This is a genomic window from Embleya sp. NPDC050493, assembly GCF_044458105.1.
Taxonomy (GTDB): Bacteria; Actinomycetota; Actinomycetes; order Streptomycetales; family Streptomycetaceae; genus Embleya.
The window spans coordinates 20,943-42,104 of record NZ_JBITHP010000035.1 but is presented as its reverse complement, the minus strand read 5'-3'; the positions used below and the strand labels follow the sequence as shown (position 1 = coordinate 42,104).

Sequence of the window (21,162 nt, the reverse complement as noted above, 5' to 3'; positions counted from 1 at the left end):
TGAGGTCCTGACACCGGACGTGCCCGAGGCCGGGGGCCGCGACGACCGACAGGAACTGACCGTCGCCACCCTGGCCACCCGATCGATTCTGCAGGCTCTGCCCCGGGACGAGGGGATCGCGCTGGCCCTGAAGATGGACGGCTTCACCGCGCAGGAAACGGGAGAGGTCCTGGACGTCACGCCCGAGCAGGCCCGGTACCTGTTGAAGAAGGCGCCGCCGCCTGCAGCGCGACCTCGCCACCGAGACCACCCCGGAGGTGGGGACACCATGACCTCGATCCGCCGCCCGCTCGACGACGATGCCCTCGACGCCCTGTTGAACGCGCGCGAGGCGCTGCTGACACTGTCGGAGCGGCATCTGTGGGCCACGACCTGGGCACTGGCGTGGGCGGTCCAGCGCGCTCTCGACGCGGCCGGGGGGCTGCGGCGGGTGCTCGCCGTGCTCGCGTTGCATCTCGTCGCGGTGCACGGCGAGACCGACGGGGACGTCCACGCCGCGGCGGAGCGCGCCGCGCTGGTGGTCGCGACGGCGACCCCGGGGCGCGAGGCGTCGACCCGGGCCCGGTTGGACGCGATCGCGGCCACGCCTCACGGCCCGGACCGGGCGGTCGCGATCTGGGCCGAGGTGGCCGCACACGTGGGAGTGCCCGCGCCGATCGTCGTCCTGGACGCGGACGGCATCCCCGAGGGCGTGACCACAGCGACGGCTCCCGAGGACCTGAAGGCGTTCGCGGCGGCCGCCGCAGCGGTCCTCGAGGACGACCCCGACCGATTGCGCGCGGGTGTGGAGCGGGTGTGTGCCCTGCCGCCGGAGCGGCTCGCGGCGCTGCTGGGCACGATCGCCCTGATGATCGGGCTGCGGGTACCGGACGAGGCCCGGGCGCGCGCCGCGCTGGACCGGATGACGCGGTGAACGACGACTCGAACACGGGATGGCGCATCCGCACCAGCCGCATCGTCCACGACGACGCCGGCCGCCTCGCCGTCGAAATCTGCCACCGCACCCCGGCCAGCCACACGTTCCGCCTCGCCTCCGACCTTCCCGACGGCGCCGTCGAACACGAGGTATGCTGCCCGGTCTGCTACGCCGACCGCGGCCACATCCTGACCGGCACCTGGGGTCACGACGCGACGCTCACCTGCACCGCCGGCCACGCCTGGACACCGCACCCGCCCGACCTGGTCCCCGCCGACCTGCTCCGCGAGATCGTCCGCCAGGCCCTCGGCCCCGGTCGCCTGACCCATGCCGAGGCCCGCACCGACCCGGACACCACACCGGCCACCCCCTACCGGGACGGCGTCGCACAACCGCTGGACGACGCCGCCCGCGAACTGAACCACCGCACCTGGATGTTCACCGCCCCCGAGATCCACATCGCCGCCGACCTGCTGCGCCGCACGGACCGATGGCCGCAGGCGATCACCGGCCCCGAGCAGGTCACCGAGGCCGCCCGCCTGGACCGGCTGCACCATGGGCTCGCCGCGCTGGGCGAGTACACGCGCCTGACCGGCGGCCGGCTGGGTCGCCTGCTCGCCGCGTGTGATGCCGTCCTGGCCCCGGCCGCCGCACTGCGCCCGGACGACCTCGAACCGGGCCCGCACCCCGGGAACCCGCCAGCGCTCGCCGATCCCGAGCAGGCGATGGTGCAGTTGCGCGTCGTGCTGCGCGCGCGGGTGCCACCGGCGAGGTCGATTACTGACCCGGGTCCCCGCTCGCCGCGCGGACGGCGCGGGCGAGTTCGTCCGGGTCGGCCGGGCGGGGCAGGCCCTCGTCGTCAAAGTCGAGGCCCGGGATCCATCGGCCGTCGGCGACCTCGGCGGCGACGCGTTCGGCGGCCCGGGCCACCCTCGCGTCGGCTGCGGGTTCCGTGAATTCGCCGCTCGGTCGGATGGGTTCGGGCAGTCTGGAGTGATGACCGAGAACCCGTACGAGGGTGCGCCGCCGATCGGTGAGGCCCTCGCCGCCCTGCAACACGCCACCGGTCGCGATCTCGCGCTGTTGACGGCCGCGGTGCTGGACCGGATCGCGCTCGCGGAGAGCACGAGTGCGGACGACCTCCCGATCGTGGCGGACGCCGCCGCCCACGCCGCCGGGGGCCTGGCCGCCCGGGACGGTCGCCCCGGTGTCGATCATCCCCTTCAACACCTTCGAGCCGCGTACCGTGACCGCGAGGCTGGCGAGGCCGGTTCCGAACCGCCCCGCTGACCCGCCCGGCCCCGGACCCGGCCGCGTTGCGCCGGTTGGAGTCGGCTGCGGTGGAAACCGTACGTCGACCGCGAGGTGCTCGCGATCACCCTCGCCGCGCACATCGTCAACGAGCACTGTGGGGGGCGGTCCGGGCCGACCGTCGACTGATCGGCGTCTGCGGCCGGGGCGGTCGGCGCCGGCGTCGTGCCGGCCGGCGCCGCCCGTTCCCGTTCCCGGCGGCCTCGGGGGATGGGCCGTCGGGTGTGGTGTGGGCCGGCGACGGGGGGACGCCGGATCTCCACGGTCGGCACAACGAGCGACCCGGCGCCGGGTGACGCGCACGCGCCGTCGACCCGACGGGCGCGGCATTGAGTCGCCCTTCCCCCAGGACCCGGTGCCGCCCATTGGGTTCCCGCCCGCGTCCCGACCCTGTGTGTATTGCCGTGGGCCACGTGTCGGGGTGGGCGGGTAGTGTCCGCGGCCACGGACGGCCTCTCCTCCCCGAGAGGTGTCCGGTGGTTGCGGTCGGCCCGCCTCCCACACACGCCACCCCCCTTCGGGACGGCGGCGGCCACACGCGAGGACAACCGGCGGTACATCGGCGGCGTGTTCGGGGTCACCCGACGCTGACGGCCGGCCGCCGCCGCGATCGCCCACACGGCCCGAGGCGGGCGTAGCGATCCGGACCGCGTGGAGGGGCGGACGTGTGGGTTCCACGCCCCGGTGCGCACCGTGCCTGCTGAAACGCAGGATTCCGCGCTCGGTGCGCAGTCTCTCCGCCCGCCAGAGACGTGCAATCGGCCGTGCCGGGGCGGGCCTGTCCTCTGCGAAGGCGCAGGTCATGCCGTCTTGTGCGCACAGAACCGCAGAATTGCGCATCCGTTGCGCATCTCACGTGCCCATTGCGCATCGAGATGCGGAACCTGGAGGACGAGTCGGTGGTAAGTCAGCCCTGTTGGAGTTTGTAGAGCTCGCCGAAGAGGCCGCCGGCGTCGACGAGTTCGTCGAAGGTGCCGGTTTCGACGATGCGTCCGGTGTCCATGACGATGATGCGGTCGGCGGTGCGGACGTTGGCGAGGCGGTGGGTGACGAAGACGGTGGTGCGGCCGGCGGCGAGGGTGCGCAGGCGGGTGAAGACGTGGTGTTCGGCGCGGGCGTCGAGGGCGGCGGTGGGTTCGTCGAGGATGAGGAACGGCGCGTCGCGGTGGAAGGCGCGTGCGATCGCGATGCGTTGCCATTGGCCGCCGGAGAGGTCGTGACCGCCCCACCAGGAGCGGGCGAGGCTGGTGTCCAGACCGTCGGGCAGGGCCGCGAGTGCGGCGTCCGCTCCGGCGGCTTCGGCGGCGGCGTGCACGGCGTGGTCGCCGGTGGGGGCGGGTTGTCCGAGGTCGATGTTGTTGCGGGCGTTCATCGGCCAGCGGGTGTAGTCCTGCGGGACGCAGGCCACGCGCGCCCACAGGAGTTCGGGGTCGGTGTCCGCGGTGGTGATGCCGTCCCAGGTGACGGTGCCGGTGTCGGGGAGGTAGAGACCGGCGAGGAGTTTCGCGAGGGTGGTCTTGCCGCTGCCGTTTTCGCCGACCAGCGCGACGACTTCGCCGTGACGCAGGTCCAGGGATACGTTGTCGAGGACGGGGGTGTCGCGGCCGGGGTAGGTGAAGGAGACCTGCTCGGCCCGCACCGATGCGGGTCCGGTGGTGGGGAGCGGGACGGTGCCGCGGGCGGTGCGCAACCGTTCGGCGTCGTCGAGGAACGCCCGCCAGTCGTCGACGTACAGCCCGGTGTGGAAGACCTTCGCCGCGGCGCGGACCATGGCGTCGACGGCCGCCGACGCGGCGCGAATGCCGACGACGGCCGCGCCGGCGGCGGCGAGGGGGACACGTCCCGATGCGGCGAGCCACACCAGTGCCGCCCAAGTGGCCCCCGTCAGGAGCCCGGCGAGCGCGTCGCCGGTCATCCGTACCCGCAGGGACGCCACGGCCAGGCGTACGGCCTGGTGTTCGAGGCGTTCGGCGACCTGTTCGTACTGGCCGATCAGGAACGGGCGCATCGTGGCGGTGCGGACTTCGGGGGCGGTGGTGCGGGCGGTGATGTAGGAGCGGAGGGTGTTGCGGAGTCGGGTGTCGGAGCGGGTGGCGTGCGCGGTGGTGTGGGTGATTCGGGCGGTGCGTATCGCCGCCCACCCGCGCGGCGCGGCAGCCGTCAACAGCAGGGGCACCAGCACCGGGTGCAGGAGGCCCAGGACGCCGGCGGTCGCGGCCAGGGTCAGTGCCGCGGCGGTCAGGTCGACGATGTCCGCCAGCAGGTTGCGCACGTTCTCGGCGCCGGTGTCGGCGGCGTCCAACGCGTCCTCGAACCCCGGACTTTCGTACGCGATGGCCTCCACGGTGGTGGCCGCACCGATGACGCGGACTTCGGCGAGCCGGCCAAGGCGGGGTGCGAGCCGGGCCTGCACCGCGACCACCCCGCAGACGAGGAGGGACCGCACGGTCAGCGCGGCGACCAGGGCGACCAGGCCGGGCGCGGCATCGCGCAGGCGGTCGGCGGTCGGGGTGGTGGCCAGGAGCCCGGTCAGGGCACTGGTGGTGGCCGCGAGCCCGAAGGCCGCACACACGGCGGCGCCGAGTTGGCACAGCAGGAGGGCGACGAGGGCGCGGGGGTCCGCCGTCCAGGCGAGGCGGAACGTGGTGGCGACCAGGCGCGGGAGGCGGGCGGCGAGTTGTCCGCTGGTGAGGTCGGCCACGGCCTGGTCGTGGCGGCCGGCGACGAGTTGCATGCGTGGGGGAGCGGCGGACGGGCGCGCGTGGGTGCTGGGAGCGGTCACCCGTTCATGGCAGCGGCCCGCCGGGGCGGGCCGCCATCGATTAACTCGAACGAGTGAAGACAAGTCTCCTAGTTCGATGCTTTTCGAGTCGGGGCGAACAGGATGGGCAGCCACGGGCGTTCGGCGTCCTCGACCGTGATGCCCAGTTCGCCCTCGGGCGTGCGGATCCACGCGTGTGCCGCCCACGGCAGGGGACGCGCGCCCAAGACCAGGGTGGTGCTGCCTCCGGTGAGCGCGCACGCGAACACCGTGCCCAGCGCGGTCTCCCAGCACGCGGTGCGCCGGTCGCACCGTGTGCCCGCAGCGGTGACCGCCGCGTACAGGGCGCTGGTTCGTGCGTGCGAGGCCTGCGGCAGGTGTCCGCACGCCGACGCCAGGCGCAGGCGTGTGCGCAGCGGCAGCCGCTGCGCGGCCAACGCCAGGCGCAACCCGATCCGGCCCGCGACGCAGCAACCGAGCGGGGGCGCGTGCTCGGGTTCGGGGGGAGCCACCATCGGGATGCTCATCGGGGGTTGTTCCTTCCGGTGGTCGCGGTGGTGGTGTCCTCGAGGAGCCCGCGTCGGGTGAGGGCGTCGACCAGGACGCGCACGTCGCGGTCGACGGCGGGCTGGGACGCGCCGGTGGCCTGGGCGATGCGGGTGGCGATGGTGGTGGTGTCGGCGCCGGTCGCGAGGTCGGCGAGGATGCGTCCGGCGGTGGGGTTGAGGAACACCAGGTCGCCGGCCCTCAGGTCGACGAGGGCGGCGCCGTGTTCACACACCACGTGTGCGGCGGTGACGCGATGGGTGCTCACGCCGGCACCGCCCACCACGCGGACGCGGTGGTGTCGAGGCCGGCGGCCCACACCTCGATCGCGATCGCCTGGTTCAACGCCGCCAGCGGGGCTCGGGCGTTCCCGTCCCCGGCGCTGTCCAACGCCGTGATCACCGCGCGGGTGTCGAACAGACCCGACCGGGCCAACGCGCCGTCGAACAGGAGGGCGCGCAGGGTCGACAGGTTGCGGCGGATCCCCAAAAGCATGGTCGGGGTGAACGTGCCCTTGCTGCGGCGGTTCAGGACCAGGTCGGGGACCAGGCCGCGCATGGCCGCACCGAGGACGGGCTTGAACACGTGCGGGTCGCGGTGCACCCAGCCCGGCGCGGACAGGGCTGCGGTCACGACCTGGTTGTCGAGGAACGGGGCGTGCACCCGCAGGCCGAACTCACTGTGCAGATCACCCAATGCCGCCACCGCACGGCCCCCGGAGCGGATGACGACGTCCTGTGCGCCCGCGCCCGGTGACCCGTCCTCGTCGACGCGGGCCTCGGAGCGCAGCAGGTCGGCGACCGCGGCTCGCCCGTCCGGGCTCAGCCAGGGCGCGGCCGAGGTTTGCCAGGCCCAGGCCAGTCCCGCCGGCGCCGCGCCGGCGATGCCGCGTTCGAGGTCGTTCGCCGCGTCGAGCAGCCCCCGCTCCCGCTTGGTCGCGGCGAGTTCGGCGACGGCGGCGATGATCGGCCCAGGCGCGGTCTTGGCCAGGCGGGCGCGTGCGCGGATGTGTTGTCGCGCGGATCGGGATCCGTGGGTGCGGAGGTAGTCGGCCCACCAGGCGGAGGGGGCGTCCAGGACCTCGTCGCCGCCGACCCCGACGAGGTGGTCCGTGCGGTGCGCGTCGGCGGCGGGGGCGAGGTAGGCCCGGTCCATGGCGCGCATGGAGATCGAGGACGCCGGCCGGTCCGTCCTCGGTATCGGCAAGGAGCCGTCCAGACCGGTGTAGTGGGCCGTGCCGGCGTCACCGACGGTGATCCGCAGATCCAGGCGCGGGAACAGGTCCGCGATCCCGCGCGCGCCGTCGAGATCGGCGACGGAGGTGTGGGCGTCGTGGTAGACGCACCCGAGGACGTCCGTCCCGTGGTCCTTGTCGGCGGCGAGTGCGCCGAGCGTTCCCGAGTCCAGACCCCCGGACACGTCGGCGCTCCACGCCGCCGGGCTTGCGTCGTCGCCCACACGCCGACGCACGGCCCCGGTCAGGGCCGGGCGCAGCAACGCCGCCGTCTCGGCGAGTGGAAGGTTCGCGCGGGGGGCGCGAACGTCGTGCTCTGTCCACGAACCGTCGTCGTCCACGACCAGCGCCCGTCCCGGCCGGACCTGACGGACTCCCACGAAACCCGGCCGATCGGTGCTGTCCACGCCGCCGACCGCGATCTCCGCGGCCAGCGCGGCCCAGTCCACCGCCGCTCCGACCAGGGCCGCCAGCGGCGTCATGCGCGAGGCCCACACCACCCCGCGAGGGGTCTCGGCGACGTACAGGGGCCGGACACCGGCCAGATCCCCGTACACCCACGTCTCGCGTCCGTGACGCGCCAGCACCCACATCGATCCCGACAGGCACATCGGCGCCCGCACGTCCCCGCGGGCGAACATCACTGCGGCGCGGGCGAGTTCGTACTCGTCGGCGGTGCATTCACCCACGGCGACCAGGCGCGCCCCGTCGGCCTCAACCGATCGCCATCGCGTCCCGATCGCCCACGCGTCCCAGCCCGGCCCGACCCGCGCGCCGTCGACCGGCGCTCGTGCGCCGCGTCCACCCGTGATCCACTCCACTGTGTTCCTCCCCTGTTCCGTCGTGTCGTTGTCGACGACGCAGGGCCCGCATCGCGGTCGATGCGGGCCCTGCGGTGTTGCCTGACCGGCCGTGGAGGGTCAGATGGTCTTGGTGCCCTCGAAGTACTTCGACTTGTCGGCGTCGTTCTCGTTCTTGCTGCCCAGGACGACCGTGTCGGCCGACTCGGTCCAGAAGACCGGCGTCTGGTAGGTGTCGTCGATCATGGCGATTCCCCTTTGCTGGGACGCTTCCCGCGACCTTCCTGCGGGTCCGGCGGTTGCCGGTGACACCAGTGCACCGTCCGGACCCGCATCGGGTGGAGGTCAAACCACCGGACACCCCGCGGACAAAGCGCGGACATTCCAGGGCCGGGGCGCGCGAGCGGTGCCGCGACGTCGGTGCCGCGTTCTACGGTGGGGACTCGGGTCACCACAGTTGTTCCCGGGGGGACCGGATGGGCAGCGCCACCATCGACCGCACACCCAACACCCGCTTGCGCGAGCGGGCCCGGGCACGCGGGTGGTCGTCCGCCAGAGACCTCGCCGAGCACCTGGACCACCAGGCCCGACGCCTGGGCATGAACGTCATCTTCGACGAACGCACCGTGCGACGCTGGCTGTCGGGACACAGCCGCTGGCCCCAGCGCGTCCACCGCGACGCGCTCGAGAGGATCTTCGGACTCGCCACCGAGGAACTGGGCTTCGTCGCCCCCACCGTGCCCACCGGTGTGGCGATCGCAGGTACACCGAGCGGGGCAAGGATCCCCGCGGCACCGGAAGACGCGGATATCGTGGCCGCATTGGCGGCCTTGGGAGGCGCGGACGTGGAACGCCGGGAATTCCTCACCGCGACTGGCACGGTCCTGGGCCTGCTCTCCCTACCGGGCACCCCCGCGCACGCCGCGCCCGCGACGCTTGCCCACACCGGCACCGTCCGCGTCGGCGCCACCGAAGTGAACGCGGTCCGCACCATGACGACCGCCTTCGGCGACGCCGCCGCGGAATTCGGCGGCGGCCACGCCCGCACCCTCGCCGTGCGCTACCTCACCGACACCGCAGCCCCCTGGCTCGCTGGCACCTACACCGACACCACCGGCCGCGACCTCCACACCGCCATCGGCGAACTCGCCCACCTGATCGCGTGGATGGCCCAGGACGAAGGCCGCACCGGAGCCGCCCAGCGCTACTACGCCCACGCGTTCCGTCTCGCCGAACTCGGCCACGACCGCGAACTCGCCGCCACCGCCCTGCGCGGCATGGCCGTCCAGGCCATCGATGCCGGCCACCGCGCCACCGCCGTACGCCTTGCCGAGGAATGCGTCCATCACGCCAAAGATCTCGCCGACCCCCGCGCGCAGGCCTACTACCGGGCCACCCTCGCCCAAGCCGCAGCCCTGGACCAGGACCGCACCACCGCGACCCGCATGCTCGCGTCCTCCCAGACGCAGATCGAACGCGCCCCCGCCGCAACGTCGGGCACCTCGTGGGCGAGCCACTACAGCATCGGCCGGTGGGCCCACGAGACCGGCATGATCCTTGCCCGCCTGGGCGAACTCGACGAAGCCCGAACCCACCTGCGCCACGCCCTCGACATCCACGGCCTCGACCGCAAACGCACCCGCGCCATCGTCCTGGCCGACCTCGGCGAGGTACACCTGCGCGGCGCCGACACCGAGACGGCCATCGCGACCTGGAACGACTTCGTCACCTGCGCCGACGGCATCCGATCCCTCAAGGTCGACACCGCCGCCCAGGACATGCGCGCCCGCCTGCACCGCCTGCGCCGTGACGGCGTCCCCGGCGCCGACGAACTCGAACACCGCGCCCGCACCACATGGACACCGGCCCGGCCGCGATAGGTCCAATCGGCTCCACGTTGGGGCCGCTCGCCGCCGGCGCGGTCTTCGGATCGCCCGGGCCTCGGTGGGTCGGGGCCGCTGAGACCGGGCTACTACGGGCAGCCGCTCGGCAGCCTCGGGCCACGGGCGTTACGCACGGTCGTTCTCGTCAATCCAGGCAACTACGTGTCGAGGGCGTTGCCGAGTGCGGTCAGCAGCCCGCGCTCGTACGCTCCCGGCCCATCGATCAGGTCGACGAATTCGCTGATCAGCGCAAGCGCGCACGTCATCGTCCGCCGTTCGCTGTCGGGTACCGGACCGGCGTGGTCCCGCCAGGCGACCGGGTCGTCCCCCTCGAAGCTGACGGACACGACCTGCTGCACCATCGGCAGATCGGCCACGTTCACGAACTCGGAGAGATCGGATCGGCTGAGCTTGGTCATGGAGTTGGTCCGCGACGTCGGCGTGCGACATCGTTTGCGGGGCGATCCGGGCGCAGCCGGTCACGGTGACGACGGCGACGGTTTCGGCGGCCGTCAGCGGCACGGTGCCGACGACGGCGCCGGCCGGGCTCGCGTACGGGTCCAGGTACGGGAGCAGATCGGCATCGCTCTCGGGCCACGTGTTCATGGACGGGCACCCGGGGTCGACCTCGGCCGTGTTGTGCGGGTGAAGGCCGCCCAGGGTGTGTTCGATCGCGCCGGCGAGTGCCCATTCGGGGCCGCCAGGTCGGCCGAGGCCGCACAGCCAGGCGCCGGCCCTGCGTCCTGCTGCGGCGACCCGTTCCAGGGCCGCGCGCTGCGCGGACGAGAGCGTGCGGGCGTCGATGGTCGTGTCGGAACCGCCGGGCGGCGGGGCGTGGTTGTTCATGTCCGATGAACGAGCAAGCGCCCGAACAGGACGCGGGAGGCCGCCGCCGCACCGGGAGGCCGCCGTCGCACGGACACCCCTCCTCGAATACGCCCCCACCTCCGAACGCGCCACCGTCATGCGGGAACTCGCCGCGTGAACGCCGCCCGCAAGAAGGACGTCTCCGCCGGCTTCAGTGCCGACGACGAGCCCATCCTCACCCGCGCCGAACTCCGCGAACGCAAGCTCGAGCGCATCCGCGCCAGCCAGGCCTCCGAGGACACCAGCCACGACGAAACCCCGGCCGTCCCCGCGCCCACCATGGTGGTCACCGAGCCGAGCGCGGTCATCAGGCGAGAGGAACGCCTGGAGTTCCGCGTTGCCGATACCGATGCACCACGGATGGACCAGCGGGGGGGGGGGGGGGGGGGGGGGGGGGGGGGGGGGGGGGGGCGGGGGGCGCGGGCGGGGGGGGGGGGGGGCGCCCCGCCCCCCCCCCCGCCCCCCCCCCCCCCCCCCCCCCCCCCCCCCCCGCTTCCGTTCACGCGCCTCTGCCACTGCGACGACGGCCCAAAGCTCGTTCGATCCGATCCCACCTCTGTTCCGTGGTGTCCCGGCCGAAGCGCCGTGGCGTTCTTCAGGAGAGTCAGCTGTGGGAGCGGGGCAGGACGCGGTCGAGGAAGTCGTTGCGAGCGTCGGTGTCGAGCTCGCCGTCCAGGGCCAGGGCGGTGCGCAGTGTGTGTGCGGTGACGGCGCGCGGGATGTGCAGGCGCCGTTCGGCTTCGCCGACGATCTCGGCGATGACGGGTTGGGCGTAGCCGGGATCGTGGCGGATCAACCAGTCCAACATCCTGCCGACGTCGGGTGCGATGCCGTAGAGGTGGTCGTCCTCGTCGTCTGCCAGGTCCTTCCCGGTGGCGAGTTCGTCGAGGAAGGCGTGCCTGATGGTGGCTGCCAGGGCTTCGAGCGGGACGATCGCCTCGAGGTTGGTGGCCACGGTCCAGCCGAGTTCGTCGGCGACCTCCCCCACCGCAGTGTCCGTTCGGTGGCGCAGGGCCCAGCGCTTGCGTCGCTCGGGGCGTTCCCACAGGTGGGTCAGGAACATGCGGGCGAGGCGGCGTTGGAGGTCGGCGGTGCCGACGGCGAGGGTGGAGTCGGTGGTGTCGGCGACGGCCGCGGCGACGCTGTCGGGGGAGCGGCGGCGTTGCTCTGCCCATTCCTTGGCGACCGGGCGTGACCATGCGCTGCGGCCGTTGACGACGGCTTGGGGCAGGGGCACGTCCTGTTCGTTGCGGGAGATGTAGGCGCGCAGGGTGGAGGCGGCGATGCCCGCGATGTCGGCGAGGTCGGCGGCGCCGACGAGTTGGTCGCCGGCGAGTTCCGGTGCGGAGACACGGACTACGCAGCGTGCGAGCGGGCGGTGGTCGGGTTGCCGGGTGTGCTTGCGGGCCCACAAGGCCAGGTCGTGACGTTCGCGTGTGGGGTGGGCGTCGCTGTCGGGGTCAAGGTTGGCGACCTTGAGGACGCGGCCCTGGTCGGGGTCGCTGTCGTCGTCGAGGAGATCGGCGGCGGTGACGGTAATTGCGGACGGCACGGGACGACGTTCGTAGGCCTCGCCGGCCGCGTCCCAGATCTGCCGGGGGCGGTACCAGGTGGTGCCGTCCCACCAGTAGCCGCCGGAACGCGTGAGCAGAGCCTTGTCGCTCCACCAGTCCATGTGGGCGCGTGCCGCGTCCTTGTCCCGGTAGATCAGGACGCTGCGGCCGTGGTCGGGGTGGTGGCGCACGTACCAGGCGAGGTCGTGACGGATGGGGTCGGTCGTGAAGGCGACCCATTCGCCGTCGAGCTTTCCGTCCCAGCGTCCCCACATGCCGTCGCCGGCGCCACGCCCGATCTTTTCGATCCCGCGCGGGTCGTCCAGGGGAAGGTGGGTGTCGTCCACGTAGGGCAGTCCGGGGGCGGGGTGGTCCGTGCTGATCCCGTTCGCGACGGGGAGAGGAGTGCGCATCGAGTCGTTGTGTCCTTCCACAACTAGGCGCTGTAGATGCCTACAGCATAGATGCGTTTCCTTCTACAGCGCTTGGGAAACCAGGAGATCTCGTCCTGATCGATCCGACGGTATTCATGTCTTGCATACCACTTGACGATTCTTGATCCGACCCCCAATATGGAATGCGTCAAACGCATACCATTAGAGGGGATTGTATGACCCGACTCGACGAACTCCGCGAGCGACTCCACGCGCTGGACGCCCGCGAGGAGGACGTCCACCAGGAACGTGCCCGTGTGCTGCGGGAGTACGTCCGCGAGGCCGGCGGCCTCACCGACGCTGCCGCCCTCTTGGAGATGGACCCGCGCACGCTCGTGCAGTTGCAACGCCTCGGAGACCTGGCCATGGTCGTCTACCGAGGGCCCGGCGCCGGCGGAACCGACGACGACGGCCGCGCCTACGGCGAGACCGGCACCGGTGACGCGAGCCCCACCCAACAGGAAGCGGACGGTGCCTGGTGGCGCGTGGCCAAGGCCAGCAGGCCCAAGATCCGCGCGCTCGTCGTCGTAGACCGGGGCGTCGTCGTCCGGGTCTGGCCGGTCGACCCGACCCGGGCCTGGCTCGAGCGCGACGGCAGGGTCGCCCTGCCCTTGGGTGATCGCCCGCTCACCGCCGACGAGATCGCCACTCGCTACCCGAGCCTGGGCATTGCCCTCGGCGACGAACGCCCCATGCGGCGCGGCCTCCTCCGCGAGTACGTGGCGCTCGACGGCCCCGAACCCATCTGACGGCCTCGTTCGTCGGGCGGGCCCACCGCGAACACACGCGGTGGGCCCGCCCCTTGTACTGCCGGCCGCACCGTGAGGAGCATCCGTGGAGGAGACAGACTCTGTGCCACCCGACGACGATCAGCACCATGACGTGCTGCTGCACCGGATTGTGCCGACCTGGACGGCCGACGCGGTCGTCCAGGAGCGTCCGGTGGTGGTGTTCGTGGCGGGTCAGCCCGGCGCGGGGAAGACCGTGATTGCGGATCTGGTCCAGGCGGTGCTCGATCGTCGTGGTGGCGCGGTCCGTGTCGGCGCGGATTTCTACAAAGTCCTCCACCACTCCTATGCCGAGGCGTTGGCGCGCGACGTGCGTACCGGCGGTGTCGCGGTGCGCGCGGACACCCGTCGTTGGCAGGCGGGCCTCGAGGCGCACGTCCGCGCCCGCGGGTTGGACGCGGTGGTGGAGACGTCCCTGGCCGACGTGGACGCGTTCCGCGCGGACGCGGCGGCGTACAGATGGGCGGGGTACCGCGTCGAGGTCCTTGCGTTGGCGACCCCCGAGGCCCTGAGTCAGCTGGGGATCCTGGACCGGTACGTGACCGGGGCGGTCGACGGCGCGGGTCGGTTCGTGTCCTGGGCCAACCACGATGCCTGCGCGCGGGCGTTACCGGAGTCCTTGGCGGCGATCGAGGCCGAGTGCCTGGCGGATCGGGTCACCGTGGTGCGCCGGGACGCGAGTGTGGTGTACGCCAACGAGGCGGGCCCCGACGGCGAGTGGGTCCACCCGACGGGAGCCGGCGCGGCCGTGATCGCGGAGCGGGCCAGGCCGTGGACCGCTCCGGAAACGATGCGCTTCCGGGAGGACCTGGCCGGCACCGACCGGCGCCTGCACCGTGAGCCGTTGGACGAGGATCACCGCCTGGCCGTCCAACGCGACACGGACCGGGCCGCAGCCCTGGCCGAGCCGGTACGCCGGATCGCCCAGGCGATCGCCCGGGCGCCCGGCGTCGATTACCACCGCCTGTCCGCCAGGGAACACAGGTGGATCTTCGACGAGTTGCTCGTCGAGGACCTGGGGGTGATCACCCCGCACCGGCGGCCGGTCGTGGTGTACGTCATGGGACAGCCCGGCGCGGGGAAGACCCGCGCGTCGCACCTGGTCCACCGCGCCATGCGCCACCGCCGCCCCACCGGGATCTCCGGCGAGGATTTCAAGGGCGCCCATCCCGACTACCTGCAACTGCTCCAAGAACATCCCCGCACTGCCGGCGAACGCGTTCGCGCCGACTATCGGGCCTGGCGCGACCAGGCCATGGCCCACGTCCGCGCCCACCGCGGGGACATGATCGTCGAGACCGCCCCGGGCAGTGCGGACGCGTTCCTGGCCGACGTCGCCGCGGACCGCCGCGCCGGCTATCGGGTCGAGTTGGTCGTGATCGCGGCCCGGGCCGCCGACAGCCGCCAGGGCACCGCCGCCCGTTACGCCCGGTTGAGCAGGTCCGGGCCGGCCCGGTTCACCACGGTCGCTGGGCACGACCGGTGCCTGCGCGCAGTCCTCGAATCCGTCCATGCCGCCGAGGTGGGGCAGGGCTCGCCGGTGGACTCGGTGACGGTCATGCGTCGGGATCACACGGCGGTCTATCGCAACGAGCGCGGCCCGGACGGTCGGTGGGCCCGTGCGGCGGGCGCGGCGTGGGCGTTGCTGGGCGAGCAGCGGCGGCCCTACACCCCGGGCGAGGCAGCCCGGTTCCTCGCGATGCACCGCTGGTTGTCGGCGGTGTTGCCGCAGCACCGGTCCGAACTGGTGGACATCGCTCGTCTCGCCGAGCCTTTGATGCCCGCTGCGACGCGACCTCGGCCGCTGGTCACGCCCACGTCCTCGGCCGAGTTGCCCGTCCCGGTGGGGCGGCTGGTGCGGGGGTTCGGTCACGGCTCCTGGCGGGTGAGTTCCTTCCAGCGGGCCTCGTAGGCGGCCGCGATCGTCGCGACCTGCTCCGGGTCGGCCCTCTCCAGCACTCTTCGGTCGGCCGCGCACGCCCGTCGTTCGGTCGTCAGTCGTGCCAGAAGGCGGGTGTCCGGTTCGGCCGCCCTGGTCTCCTCAAGGATCCGCTTTTGATACCAGCCGATCACCCTGGTCACCGCCTCGAAGGCGTCCTCGTAGTCGGGGGCGTCCGCCGGCTCGGGAGAGGTGCCTGGCGGGTCGACGGGAACGGGCACGAAGGACCACCTCGGATCTGGCCGGCGGCACCGTACGGGCGGCCGGGTCGGTCTGCGGAAACACCCGACTGTTTCACGCGACGCCCGACAAGTCGCCACACCCCGCGCCCGATCGAGCCGGACCGGTCTCAGGGGGGCGGGGTGCCGGCGCCCGCCGGGCGCTACGTTGGCCCTCGGCGAGCACCTCGGGGGGCGATGATGGCGGGTCGGGATCTACGGGCGTTGTTCGGCACGAACGACGAACGACTGTCCACCGACGAGGCGTTCGTGAACCGGCAGGCGCAGTGGCTGCTGTTCGCCGACGCGCTCGCCGGGCATCTGCGGCACGTCACCGATCCCGGGTTCGACGTCGAGGACCTCGAGGCGCCCCGGGACAACGTGCTGGTGTTCCACGGCATCGGCGGGATCGGGAAATCGACGCTGTCGCGGAAGCTGGAGGCGGCACTCGCCGGGGCCGAGCATCGCCCCGCGCAGTGGGGCGAACCCGCCTGGGAGGCGGAGAGGATCCTGCCCGTGCGGGTCGACCTCGCCCGCTCGGGCGGCGCGGACTTCGAGGGCGTCGTGCTGTCGATCCGCCTCGCTTTGGCCGAGGCGGTCGGCCGCCCGCTGCCCGCGTTCGACATCGCGCTGCGCCGCTATTGGGAGCACAACCACCCCGGCGAGCCGCTGGAGGAGTACGTACGGCGGCGCGGCCTGGCGGGCAGGATCGGCCAGGCGCTGCCCCAACAGACGCAAGCCGCGATGTCGGAGGTGGCCCAGGCGCTGCTGCTGCCCGGCGCGGTCGGGGCGGTGATCGGGCAAGTGAGCGGCGCCCTGGTCGGGGCGTTGCGCGAACGCCGGCAGACGGTGCGCGCCCTGGCGGGGTGTCGGCGGCTGGCCGATCTCCTGGAGGCCGAGCCCGACCTGGACGCGCTCTCCTTCTATCCGCACCTTCTCGCGTGGGAGATCTCCCGCCTCCCGGCCTCCAAGAGAGTGGTGCCGGTGATCCTGTTGGACACCTTCGAGGACGTCGGCGACCGTACCCACCGCGACCTGGAACGGCTTCTGCAGCGCGTGGTGTGGCTCATGCCCAACGCGTTCTTCGTGATCAGCGGCCGCAACCGCCTGCAATGGGCGGACGGGGCACTCCAAGGCCAACTCGACTACACCGGCCCCCGATCCTGGCCGGGCCTGGACGCCCGGGACACCGCGATCCCGCCCGCCCGCTCCGCCTCCCCGACCGCTGCCCGGGGGCGGCAGGTCCTGATCGGGGACCTCTCGCCCCAGGACTGCGACGACCACCTCACCCGCCGCCTCTCCCGCGACGGCACCCCGCTCATCGACCCCGCCCTGCGCGCGATCATCACCGCCCGCTCCCACGGCCTGCCCCTGTACCTCGACCTGTCCGTGATGCGGTTCCTGGAGATCAGGCGCGGCGGCCGCACACCGACACCGGCCGACTTCGACCACGACTTCCCCGCGCTGATCGCCCACACCCTCGACGACCTCACCCCCGACGAACGCCACGTCCTACGCGCGGTCACCCTCCTGGACGCCTGGGACCCCCACCTGGCGACCGCCGCGGCGGGCATGACCCACCAGGCACCCGCGCGCCGACTCGTGGAGCGCCCGTTCGTCGGCGAGGACCCCTTCGCCCTGTGGCCCTTCCACCTGCACGCCCTGATCCGCTCCACCGTCCGCGGCGCCGACGACCACACCGACGACCACTGGTCACCCCACGACTGGCACACCGCCGCCGAACGCGCCCACCAAGCACTCGGCGAGCAATGGGCGGCCGACTCGACACACGACCGCCTGCTGCTCATCGGATGCCTGCGCCAAGGCCTGCGCCTGGCGCGCGACTTCGACCTGGATGTCGGCTGGCTCGCGGACGCCGCGTGGCGCTACGTCGGCGACTCGGTCTGGGAACCGCTCGCCCCACCCGCCCCCGCCGGCGCGGCCGCGAGCTCACCTCGAACGGCGGCGGAAGCGCTGGTCGAGCTGTTGAGCGCGCTCGCCCGGCGCCAGCACGAACACCGCGAGCGCACCACCGACCGGCTCGCCGCCGTCGCCGCCGGCGGCCTGCTCCCCACGGAACTGCACGAGATGGCCGTCTACTACCTGGCCAAGGCCCAACGTGACCTCGGCCGCTCCGAGCCGTCGCGCCAAGGCATGGAGTTCGTCGCCGCGGGCGGCGGCAGGCTCGCCCCCGCGGCCCGGCGGGGCCTGGCCCATCTCGCCCGTCTCGCCGGTGACTTCCCCGCAGCCTTGGCCGCAGCCGGTGCGCTCGGCTGGGAGGGGCGCCACCGCCGTGTCGAGGGCGACGTCCGCTGGGTTCAGGGCGACATGGCCGGCGCAGCGGCCGCGTACGGGGCGGCCCGGGCCGAGGCCGAGCAGCACGGCATCGCGGGGGAACGGGCCACCGCCCAGGCCCAGCGGGCCTTCGTCCTCGCGTTCGCCGATCCCCTGATCGCCGACGACGAACTCGATCTCGCCCGGCAACTCCTGATCGGCCTCGACCTGCGGGCCACGACCCTGACCACCCGCATCGCCGAACTCGTCCGCGACGCCGGGGCCGCCTCCGACGTCGAGGACCGGGCGCTCGGGCTGCGCACGGAGATCGGCGTCGCCGGCCTGGTCTCGGCGCGGACCACCCTCGAGCTGGCGGTCAGTTTCCACCACGCCGTCCGCGAGGACCACCCCGCCGTGGCGGCGTCGATCGACCGGCTGCGTGACCTCACGCGCGGCGGCGACTACGCCTACTACGTGGACATCGCCCACTTCATGGCCGGCTTCCCCCTCACCACCCCGTCGCCGGCGCGATGGCTGGACGGCGACGCGACCACGCGCGACCGATGGCGGGCGCTGGTCACGGCACGGCGCCACCTCGCGCCCTGAGCAGGAAGGACGGACGGTTCGCGTGCGCATTCCAGGGGCAGGACAAAATTGTCCGGTAGGGTCGGTGTGTGCTGGAGATCGAGATGGAGCCGGAGGTCCGCGAGTGGCTAGACACCCTCACGGATCCCGAGCTCACCCGAGTCGCGACCATCGTCGAGCGCCTGCACAACGAGGGCGTGATGCTCGGGATGCCCCGTGCGAAGCCCCTCGGTGACGGCCTGCGGGAGCTCAGATTCGATCTGGGAAACAAGGCCGTCCGGATCACCTACTGGATCCGCGACGACACCGCGGTACTGCTGACGGTCTTCCGCAAGACCCGCGACAACGAACACCGACAGGTCGAACGCGCCAGACAGGCGATGAAGGTCTGCGACGCCCAATGCGAGGGCGACCCCGAACACACCTACACACGACGACCCCTGGAGGAGGACTGATGGACGCACGCACAGCCACGCGCCGACACACCAAGTGGAAGCTCACACCCCCCGAGGACATGACCGCGGAACAACGCCGCGTCCGCGCCGAGACCAAGGTCGCCGACGCCCTCGCCCAGATCGTCTACGACCGCCGCACCGAACTGGGCTGGACCAAGGCCGAACTCGCCAGACGCGCCGACATGGACGTACGCATGATCACCCGCATCGAGGACGGCGCACGACCCCCGACCACACCGACACTGCTCCGCGTGGCCGAGGCTCTCGGGGGGCGCATCACCGTCGACCATGACGGCGATCAGTCGACGGTGACCTTCCACGCGCACGAGTCGACGAACGAGCGGCCAACGCCTGCACACGGCGACTTCGTGCTGGTGTTCCCCAAGAGGGGCATCAAGTGGCACACGGCCAAGGGGACCAAGCCAGATCTCCTGGTGTTCGACGTCAAGAAGTCGCTCACGCGCGGGCACGGCCGTACGAGCGCTCCTGCCCGCAAGTCCACGGACGCCTGACCCGACTCGTCTTGTCCGTCGAGGTAACACCCGGATCCTGCGGTGACCTGCGCAGGCAACGAACCCCCTACTGGGGACGCGCCCCAAGTAGCGGATTCGTTTCCCGCGCGGCGTGACGGTCGCGACCGCGTGGTATCGGCACGCCTATGACGTTCACGGTCCCGTCCGAGCCGATACTGGCGGCCCCGGTCGAAGCGCTTCCCCGCGCGGGGGTATTCGAGCCGAAGTGGGATGGGTTCCGTTCCTGGGTGGCCCACCCGGCGGGCGGCCCGGCGCGGGTCGTGTCCCGCAGGGGGACTGACCTGTCGGACGCGTTCGCGGATATTGCCCGGGCGGCCGAGCGGAATCTGCCCGATGTGGATGTTCTCCTGGACGGCGAGCTCGTGGTCTGGCACGACGGAAAGCTCGCCTTCGACCTCCTCCAGCGCCGGATGAACCGCACCCGCGCCGCCGCGCTGCGGGTCGCACGTGAGCATCCGGCGAACTACGTGGCGTTCGACCTACTGAGGCTGGGGGACCGGGATTTGACCCCTCTGCCGTACACCGACCGCCGCGCCGCGTTGGAGGACCTGTTCGCCGAACATGCCCTGGGCCCGCCGTGGGCCCTGTGCCCCTCCACCACCGACCGCGCCCTGGCGCAGCGGTGGATGCGGGACTGGGCGCCGGCGGGCATCGAAGGCCTGATGATCAAAAATCCCGGGCTGCGATATTTGCCGGGGGAGCGCCGATGGGCCAAGTACCGGACGCGAGACACGACAGAAGTAGTGGTCGGCGCGATCGCCGGGAGCCTGGCGAATCCGACCACGGTCCTGTTCGGCCGGTTCGACGCCACCGGAGCGTTGCGGTTCGTGGGTCGCAGCACGGTCCTGGACCGCCGTGTTCACGCCGCGCTGGTGGAGCGCCTGACGCCGGCCACTCCCGACCACCCGTGGCATGGCCGCTCGTTCTCACCCTCCTGGGGTTCGCGCGAGAAGCACCCGATGATCCCGGTCGCTCCCGACCTCGTGGCGGAGGTCGCGGTGGACTCCGCGTTCGAGGGCGGCCAGTGGCGCCATCCGATTCGCCTGCTGCGCCTGCGGGAGGATGTGGATCCGGTGGATGTGCCGCTGTTCGGTGAGGGCGCGCGGCCGGCCGCCGGTTGACGACGCGCCGCGTCCGCGTTGGCGCGTGGTGATGCACCCGGTCGGGCGGGAGCCGCGTTGTTCGCCGAGGTCGTCCGGGCGGTCGACGCGCTGGTCGAGGCCCGACGCGACCTTGATCCGGACGCCGCGGTGGCAGCCGCGCGCCGGACCCTGCGCGCTGCGGTCCGGCAGGCGTGGGCGGGCGGCATCCCGCACCACCGGGTCCTAGGCCTGCTCCACCAGGCGGGGCTGGGTGCCGACGACCCGGCCGCCGCCGGCTACGACCCCGGCCTGCTTCGGGCGTTGGACCGTGCCGCCGGTTTCGGACGCCTGCGCCCGTCCACCTGACGCGGACGGCCTGCGGCGGTCGGACCGTTCCGTCGCGGCGACCGGACGCGGACGTGGTGAGGCGTAGGCGGCATGGCTACTTCCAGCGGGTCGTCCGTCCGCAGTAAAACTCATATTTGCCCGTCATCCGGGCCATCAAGCTGCTCTGTTCTGCGTGTCGGTCGCCCATTTCGCGGAAGGCGGTGGCGGCGGTGGTGTGGGCGTCGATCGCGTCCTGGAACCGCCGCACCTGCCGCAGGGCGAGCCCGAGGTTGCTCCACGCCATGCCCTCGCCGTGCCGGTCACCCAGCTCCTGGCAGATCCGGAGGTCTTGACGATGGGCGTCGATCGCGTCCTGGAACCGCCGCACCTGCCGCAGGGCGAGCCCGAGGTTGTTCCACGCCATGCCCTCGCCGTGCCGATCACCCAGTTCTTGGTGGATGGTGGCGGCGGTGGTGTGGGCGTCGATCGCGTCCCGGAACCGCCGCACCTCCTGCAGGGCGAGCCCGAGGTTGTTCCACGCCGTGCCCTCTGCGTGTCGGTCACCCAGTTCTTGGTGGATGGTGGCGGCGGTGGTGTGGGCGTCGATCGCGTCCCGGAACCGCCGCACCTCCTGCAGGGCGAGCCCGAGGTTGTTC

At 72.6% G+C, this 21,162-nt stretch carries 20 protein-coding genes; 11 read left to right on the top strand and 9 right to left on the bottom strand.

Going from position 1 to position 21,162, the window contains the following annotated elements:
• Positions 1-19: 19 nt before the first annotated feature.
• The 3 genes from ACIBM5_RS40895 to ACIBM5_RS40885 are packed head-to-tail and all read left to right on the top strand — an operon-like array spanning position 20 to position 2,206.
• On the top strand, positions 20-913 hold the full coding sequence (locus ACIBM5_RS40895) for a hypothetical protein (protein WP_396011769.1): 894 nt from the start codon (positions 20-22) through the stop codon (positions 911-913).
• The gene (locus ACIBM5_RS40890) at positions 910-1,872 is read left to right on the top strand and encodes a hypothetical protein (protein WP_396011768.1); all 963 of its coding nucleotides are present in this window, start codon (positions 910-912) and stop codon (positions 1,870-1,872) included. Before ACIBM5_RS40895 ends, ACIBM5_RS40890 begins: the two co-directional genes overlap by 4 nt.
• A 40-nt stretch (positions 1,873-1,912) precedes the next feature.
• Positions 1,913-2,206, top strand: coding sequence for a hypothetical protein (locus tag ACIBM5_RS40885; RefSeq protein WP_396011767.1), 294 nt, complete (start codon positions 1,913-1,915; stop codon positions 2,204-2,206).
• Between the two features lie 928 nt (positions 2,207-3,134).
• On the opposite strand, the gene ACIBM5_RS40880 is transcribed toward ACIBM5_RS40885, so the two are convergent.
• The 5 genes from ACIBM5_RS40880 to ACIBM5_RS40860 all read right to left on the bottom strand — a co-directional run bounded on the left by ACIBM5_RS40880 (position 3,135) and on the right by ACIBM5_RS40860 (position 7,814).
• Complete coding sequence (locus tag ACIBM5_RS40880; protein WP_396011766.1) at positions 3,135-5,009, bottom strand: ABC transporter ATP-binding protein; 1,875 nt, start codon at positions 5,007-5,009, stop codon at positions 3,135-3,137.
• Positions 5,010-5,077: 68 nt separating this feature from the next.
• Positions 5,078-5,515: a lasso peptide biosynthesis B2 protein gene (locus tag ACIBM5_RS40875; protein ID WP_396011765.1), complete on the bottom strand. Its 438-nt coding sequence runs from the start codon at positions 5,513-5,515 to the stop codon at positions 5,078-5,080.
• A complete protein-coding gene (locus ACIBM5_RS40870; protein ID WP_396011764.1) occupies positions 5,512-5,802 on the bottom strand; it encodes a PqqD family protein in 291 nt (96 codons plus the stop codon). The genes ACIBM5_RS40875 and ACIBM5_RS40870 overlap by 4 nt, the downstream gene beginning before the upstream one ends.
• Complete coding sequence (locus tag ACIBM5_RS40865; RefSeq protein WP_396011763.1) at positions 5,799-7,589, bottom strand: asparagine synthase-related protein; 1,791 nt, start codon at positions 7,587-7,589, stop codon at positions 5,799-5,801. The genes ACIBM5_RS40870 and ACIBM5_RS40865 overlap by 4 nt, the downstream gene beginning before the upstream one ends.
• A 99-nt stretch (positions 7,590-7,688) precedes the next feature.
• The gene (locus ACIBM5_RS40860) at positions 7,689-7,814 is read right to left on the bottom strand and encodes a hypothetical protein (protein ID WP_396011762.1); all 126 of its coding nucleotides are present in this window, start codon (positions 7,812-7,814) and stop codon (positions 7,689-7,691) included.
• 230 nt (positions 7,815-8,044) lie between these two features.
• Here ACIBM5_RS40860 and ACIBM5_RS40855 point away from each other — a divergent pair, with 230 nt between their 5' ends.
• Positions 8,045-9,448 (top strand): tetratricopeptide repeat protein, encoded by a 1,404-nt coding sequence (locus tag ACIBM5_RS40855; protein ID WP_396011761.1) that lies wholly within the window; start codon positions 8,045-8,047, stop codon positions 9,446-9,448.
• 161 nt (positions 9,449-9,609) lie between these two features.
• Here the strand turns inward: ACIBM5_RS40855 and ACIBM5_RS40850 are convergent, their stop codons facing one another.
• Positions 9,610-9,870 (bottom strand): hypothetical protein, encoded by a 261-nt coding sequence (locus tag ACIBM5_RS40850; protein WP_396011760.1) that lies wholly within the window; start codon positions 9,868-9,870, stop codon positions 9,610-9,612.
• Between the two features lie 1,052 nt (positions 9,871-10,922).
• On the bottom strand, positions 10,923-12,284 hold the full coding sequence (locus ACIBM5_RS40845) for a hypothetical protein (RefSeq protein WP_396011759.1): 1,362 nt from the start codon (positions 12,282-12,284) through the stop codon (positions 10,923-10,925).
• 197 nt (positions 12,285-12,481) lie between these two features.
• Here ACIBM5_RS40845 and ACIBM5_RS40840 point away from each other — a divergent pair, with 197 nt between their 5' ends.
• Together ACIBM5_RS40840 and ACIBM5_RS40835 are read left to right on the top strand one after the other, a co-directional pair.
• Positions 12,482-13,054, top strand: coding sequence for a hypothetical protein (locus ACIBM5_RS40840; protein WP_396011758.1), 573 nt, complete (start codon positions 12,482-12,484; stop codon positions 13,052-13,054).
• Positions 13,055-13,139: 85 nt separating this feature from the next.
• Positions 13,140-15,005: a zeta toxin family protein gene (locus ACIBM5_RS40835; RefSeq protein ID WP_396011757.1), complete on the top strand. Its 1,866-nt coding sequence runs from the start codon at positions 13,140-13,142 to the stop codon at positions 15,003-15,005.
• Here the strand turns inward: ACIBM5_RS40835 and ACIBM5_RS40830 are convergent.
• On the bottom strand, positions 14,963-15,253 hold the full coding sequence (locus ACIBM5_RS40830; protein ID WP_396011756.1) for a hypothetical protein: 291 nt from the start codon (positions 15,251-15,253) through the stop codon (positions 14,963-14,965). The genes ACIBM5_RS40835 and ACIBM5_RS40830 overlap by 43 nt on opposite strands.
• A 222-nt stretch (positions 15,254-15,475) precedes the next feature.
• Between ACIBM5_RS40830 and ACIBM5_RS40825 the strand changes: the two genes are divergently transcribed.
• From ACIBM5_RS40825 to ACIBM5_RS40805, 5 genes are all read left to right on the top strand, one after another.
• The gene (locus tag ACIBM5_RS40825) at positions 15,476-18,130 is read left to right on the top strand and encodes an ATP/GTP-binding protein (protein WP_396011755.1); all 2,655 of its coding nucleotides are present in this window, start codon (positions 15,476-15,478) and stop codon (positions 18,128-18,130) included.
• A gap of 68 nt (positions 18,131-18,198) precedes the next feature.
• Complete coding sequence (locus tag ACIBM5_RS40820; RefSeq protein ID WP_396011754.1) at positions 18,199-18,564, top strand: type II toxin-antitoxin system RelE/ParE family toxin; 366 nt, start codon at positions 18,199-18,201, stop codon at positions 18,562-18,564.
• A complete protein-coding gene (locus tag ACIBM5_RS40815; RefSeq protein ID WP_396011753.1) occupies positions 18,564-19,076 on the top strand; it encodes a helix-turn-helix domain-containing protein in 513 nt (170 codons plus the stop codon). The genes ACIBM5_RS40820 and ACIBM5_RS40815 overlap by 1 nt, the downstream gene beginning before the upstream one ends.
• Positions 19,077-19,222: 146 nt before the next feature.
• Positions 19,223-20,218, top strand: coding sequence for an ATP-dependent DNA ligase (locus tag ACIBM5_RS40810; protein ID WP_396011752.1), 996 nt, complete (start codon positions 19,223-19,225; stop codon positions 20,216-20,218).
• Between the two features lie 57 nt (positions 20,219-20,275).
• Positions 20,276-20,545, top strand: coding sequence for a hypothetical protein (locus tag ACIBM5_RS40805; protein ID WP_396011751.1), 270 nt, complete (start codon positions 20,276-20,278; stop codon positions 20,543-20,545).
• Between the two features lie 76 nt (positions 20,546-20,621).
• On the opposite strand, the gene ACIBM5_RS40800 is transcribed toward ACIBM5_RS40805, so the two are convergent.
• The coding region (locus tag ACIBM5_RS40800) for a tetratricopeptide repeat protein (protein ID WP_396011750.1) at positions 20,622-21,162 on the bottom strand (541 nt) is incomplete at its 5' end.

Coding starts and splice junctions, on each gene's coding strand:
- ACIBM5_RS40885 (WP_396011767.1), top strand. CDS start 1,913: ATGACCGAGAACCCGTACGAGGGTGCGCCGCCGATCGGTGAGGCCCTC.
- ACIBM5_RS40875 (WP_396011765.1), bottom strand. CDS start 5,515: ATGAGCATCCCGATGGTGGCTCCCCCCGAACCCGAGCACGCGCCCCCG.
- ACIBM5_RS40860 (WP_396011762.1), bottom strand. CDS start 7,814: ATGATCGACGACACCTACCAGACGCCGGTCTTCTGGACCGAGTCGGCC.
- ACIBM5_RS40855 (WP_396011761.1), top strand. CDS start 8,045: ATGGGCAGCGCCACCATCGACCGCACACCCAACACCCGCTTGCGCGAG.
- ACIBM5_RS40850 (WP_396011760.1), bottom strand. CDS start 9,870: ATGACCAAGCTCAGCCGATCCGATCTCTCCGAGTTCGTGAACGTGGCC.
- ACIBM5_RS40845 (WP_396011759.1), bottom strand. CDS start 12,284: ATGCGCACTCCTCTCCCCGTCGCGAACGGGATCAGCACGGACCACCCC.
- ACIBM5_RS40840 (WP_396011758.1), top strand. CDS start 12,482: ATGACCCGACTCGACGAACTCCGCGAGCGACTCCACGCGCTGGACGCC.
- ACIBM5_RS40815 (WP_396011753.1), top strand. CDS start 18,564: ATGGACGCACGCACAGCCACGCGCCGACACACCAAGTGGAAGCTCACA.
- ACIBM5_RS40810 (WP_396011752.1), top strand. CDS start 19,223: ATGACGTTCACGGTCCCGTCCGAGCCGATACTGGCGGCCCCGGTCGAA.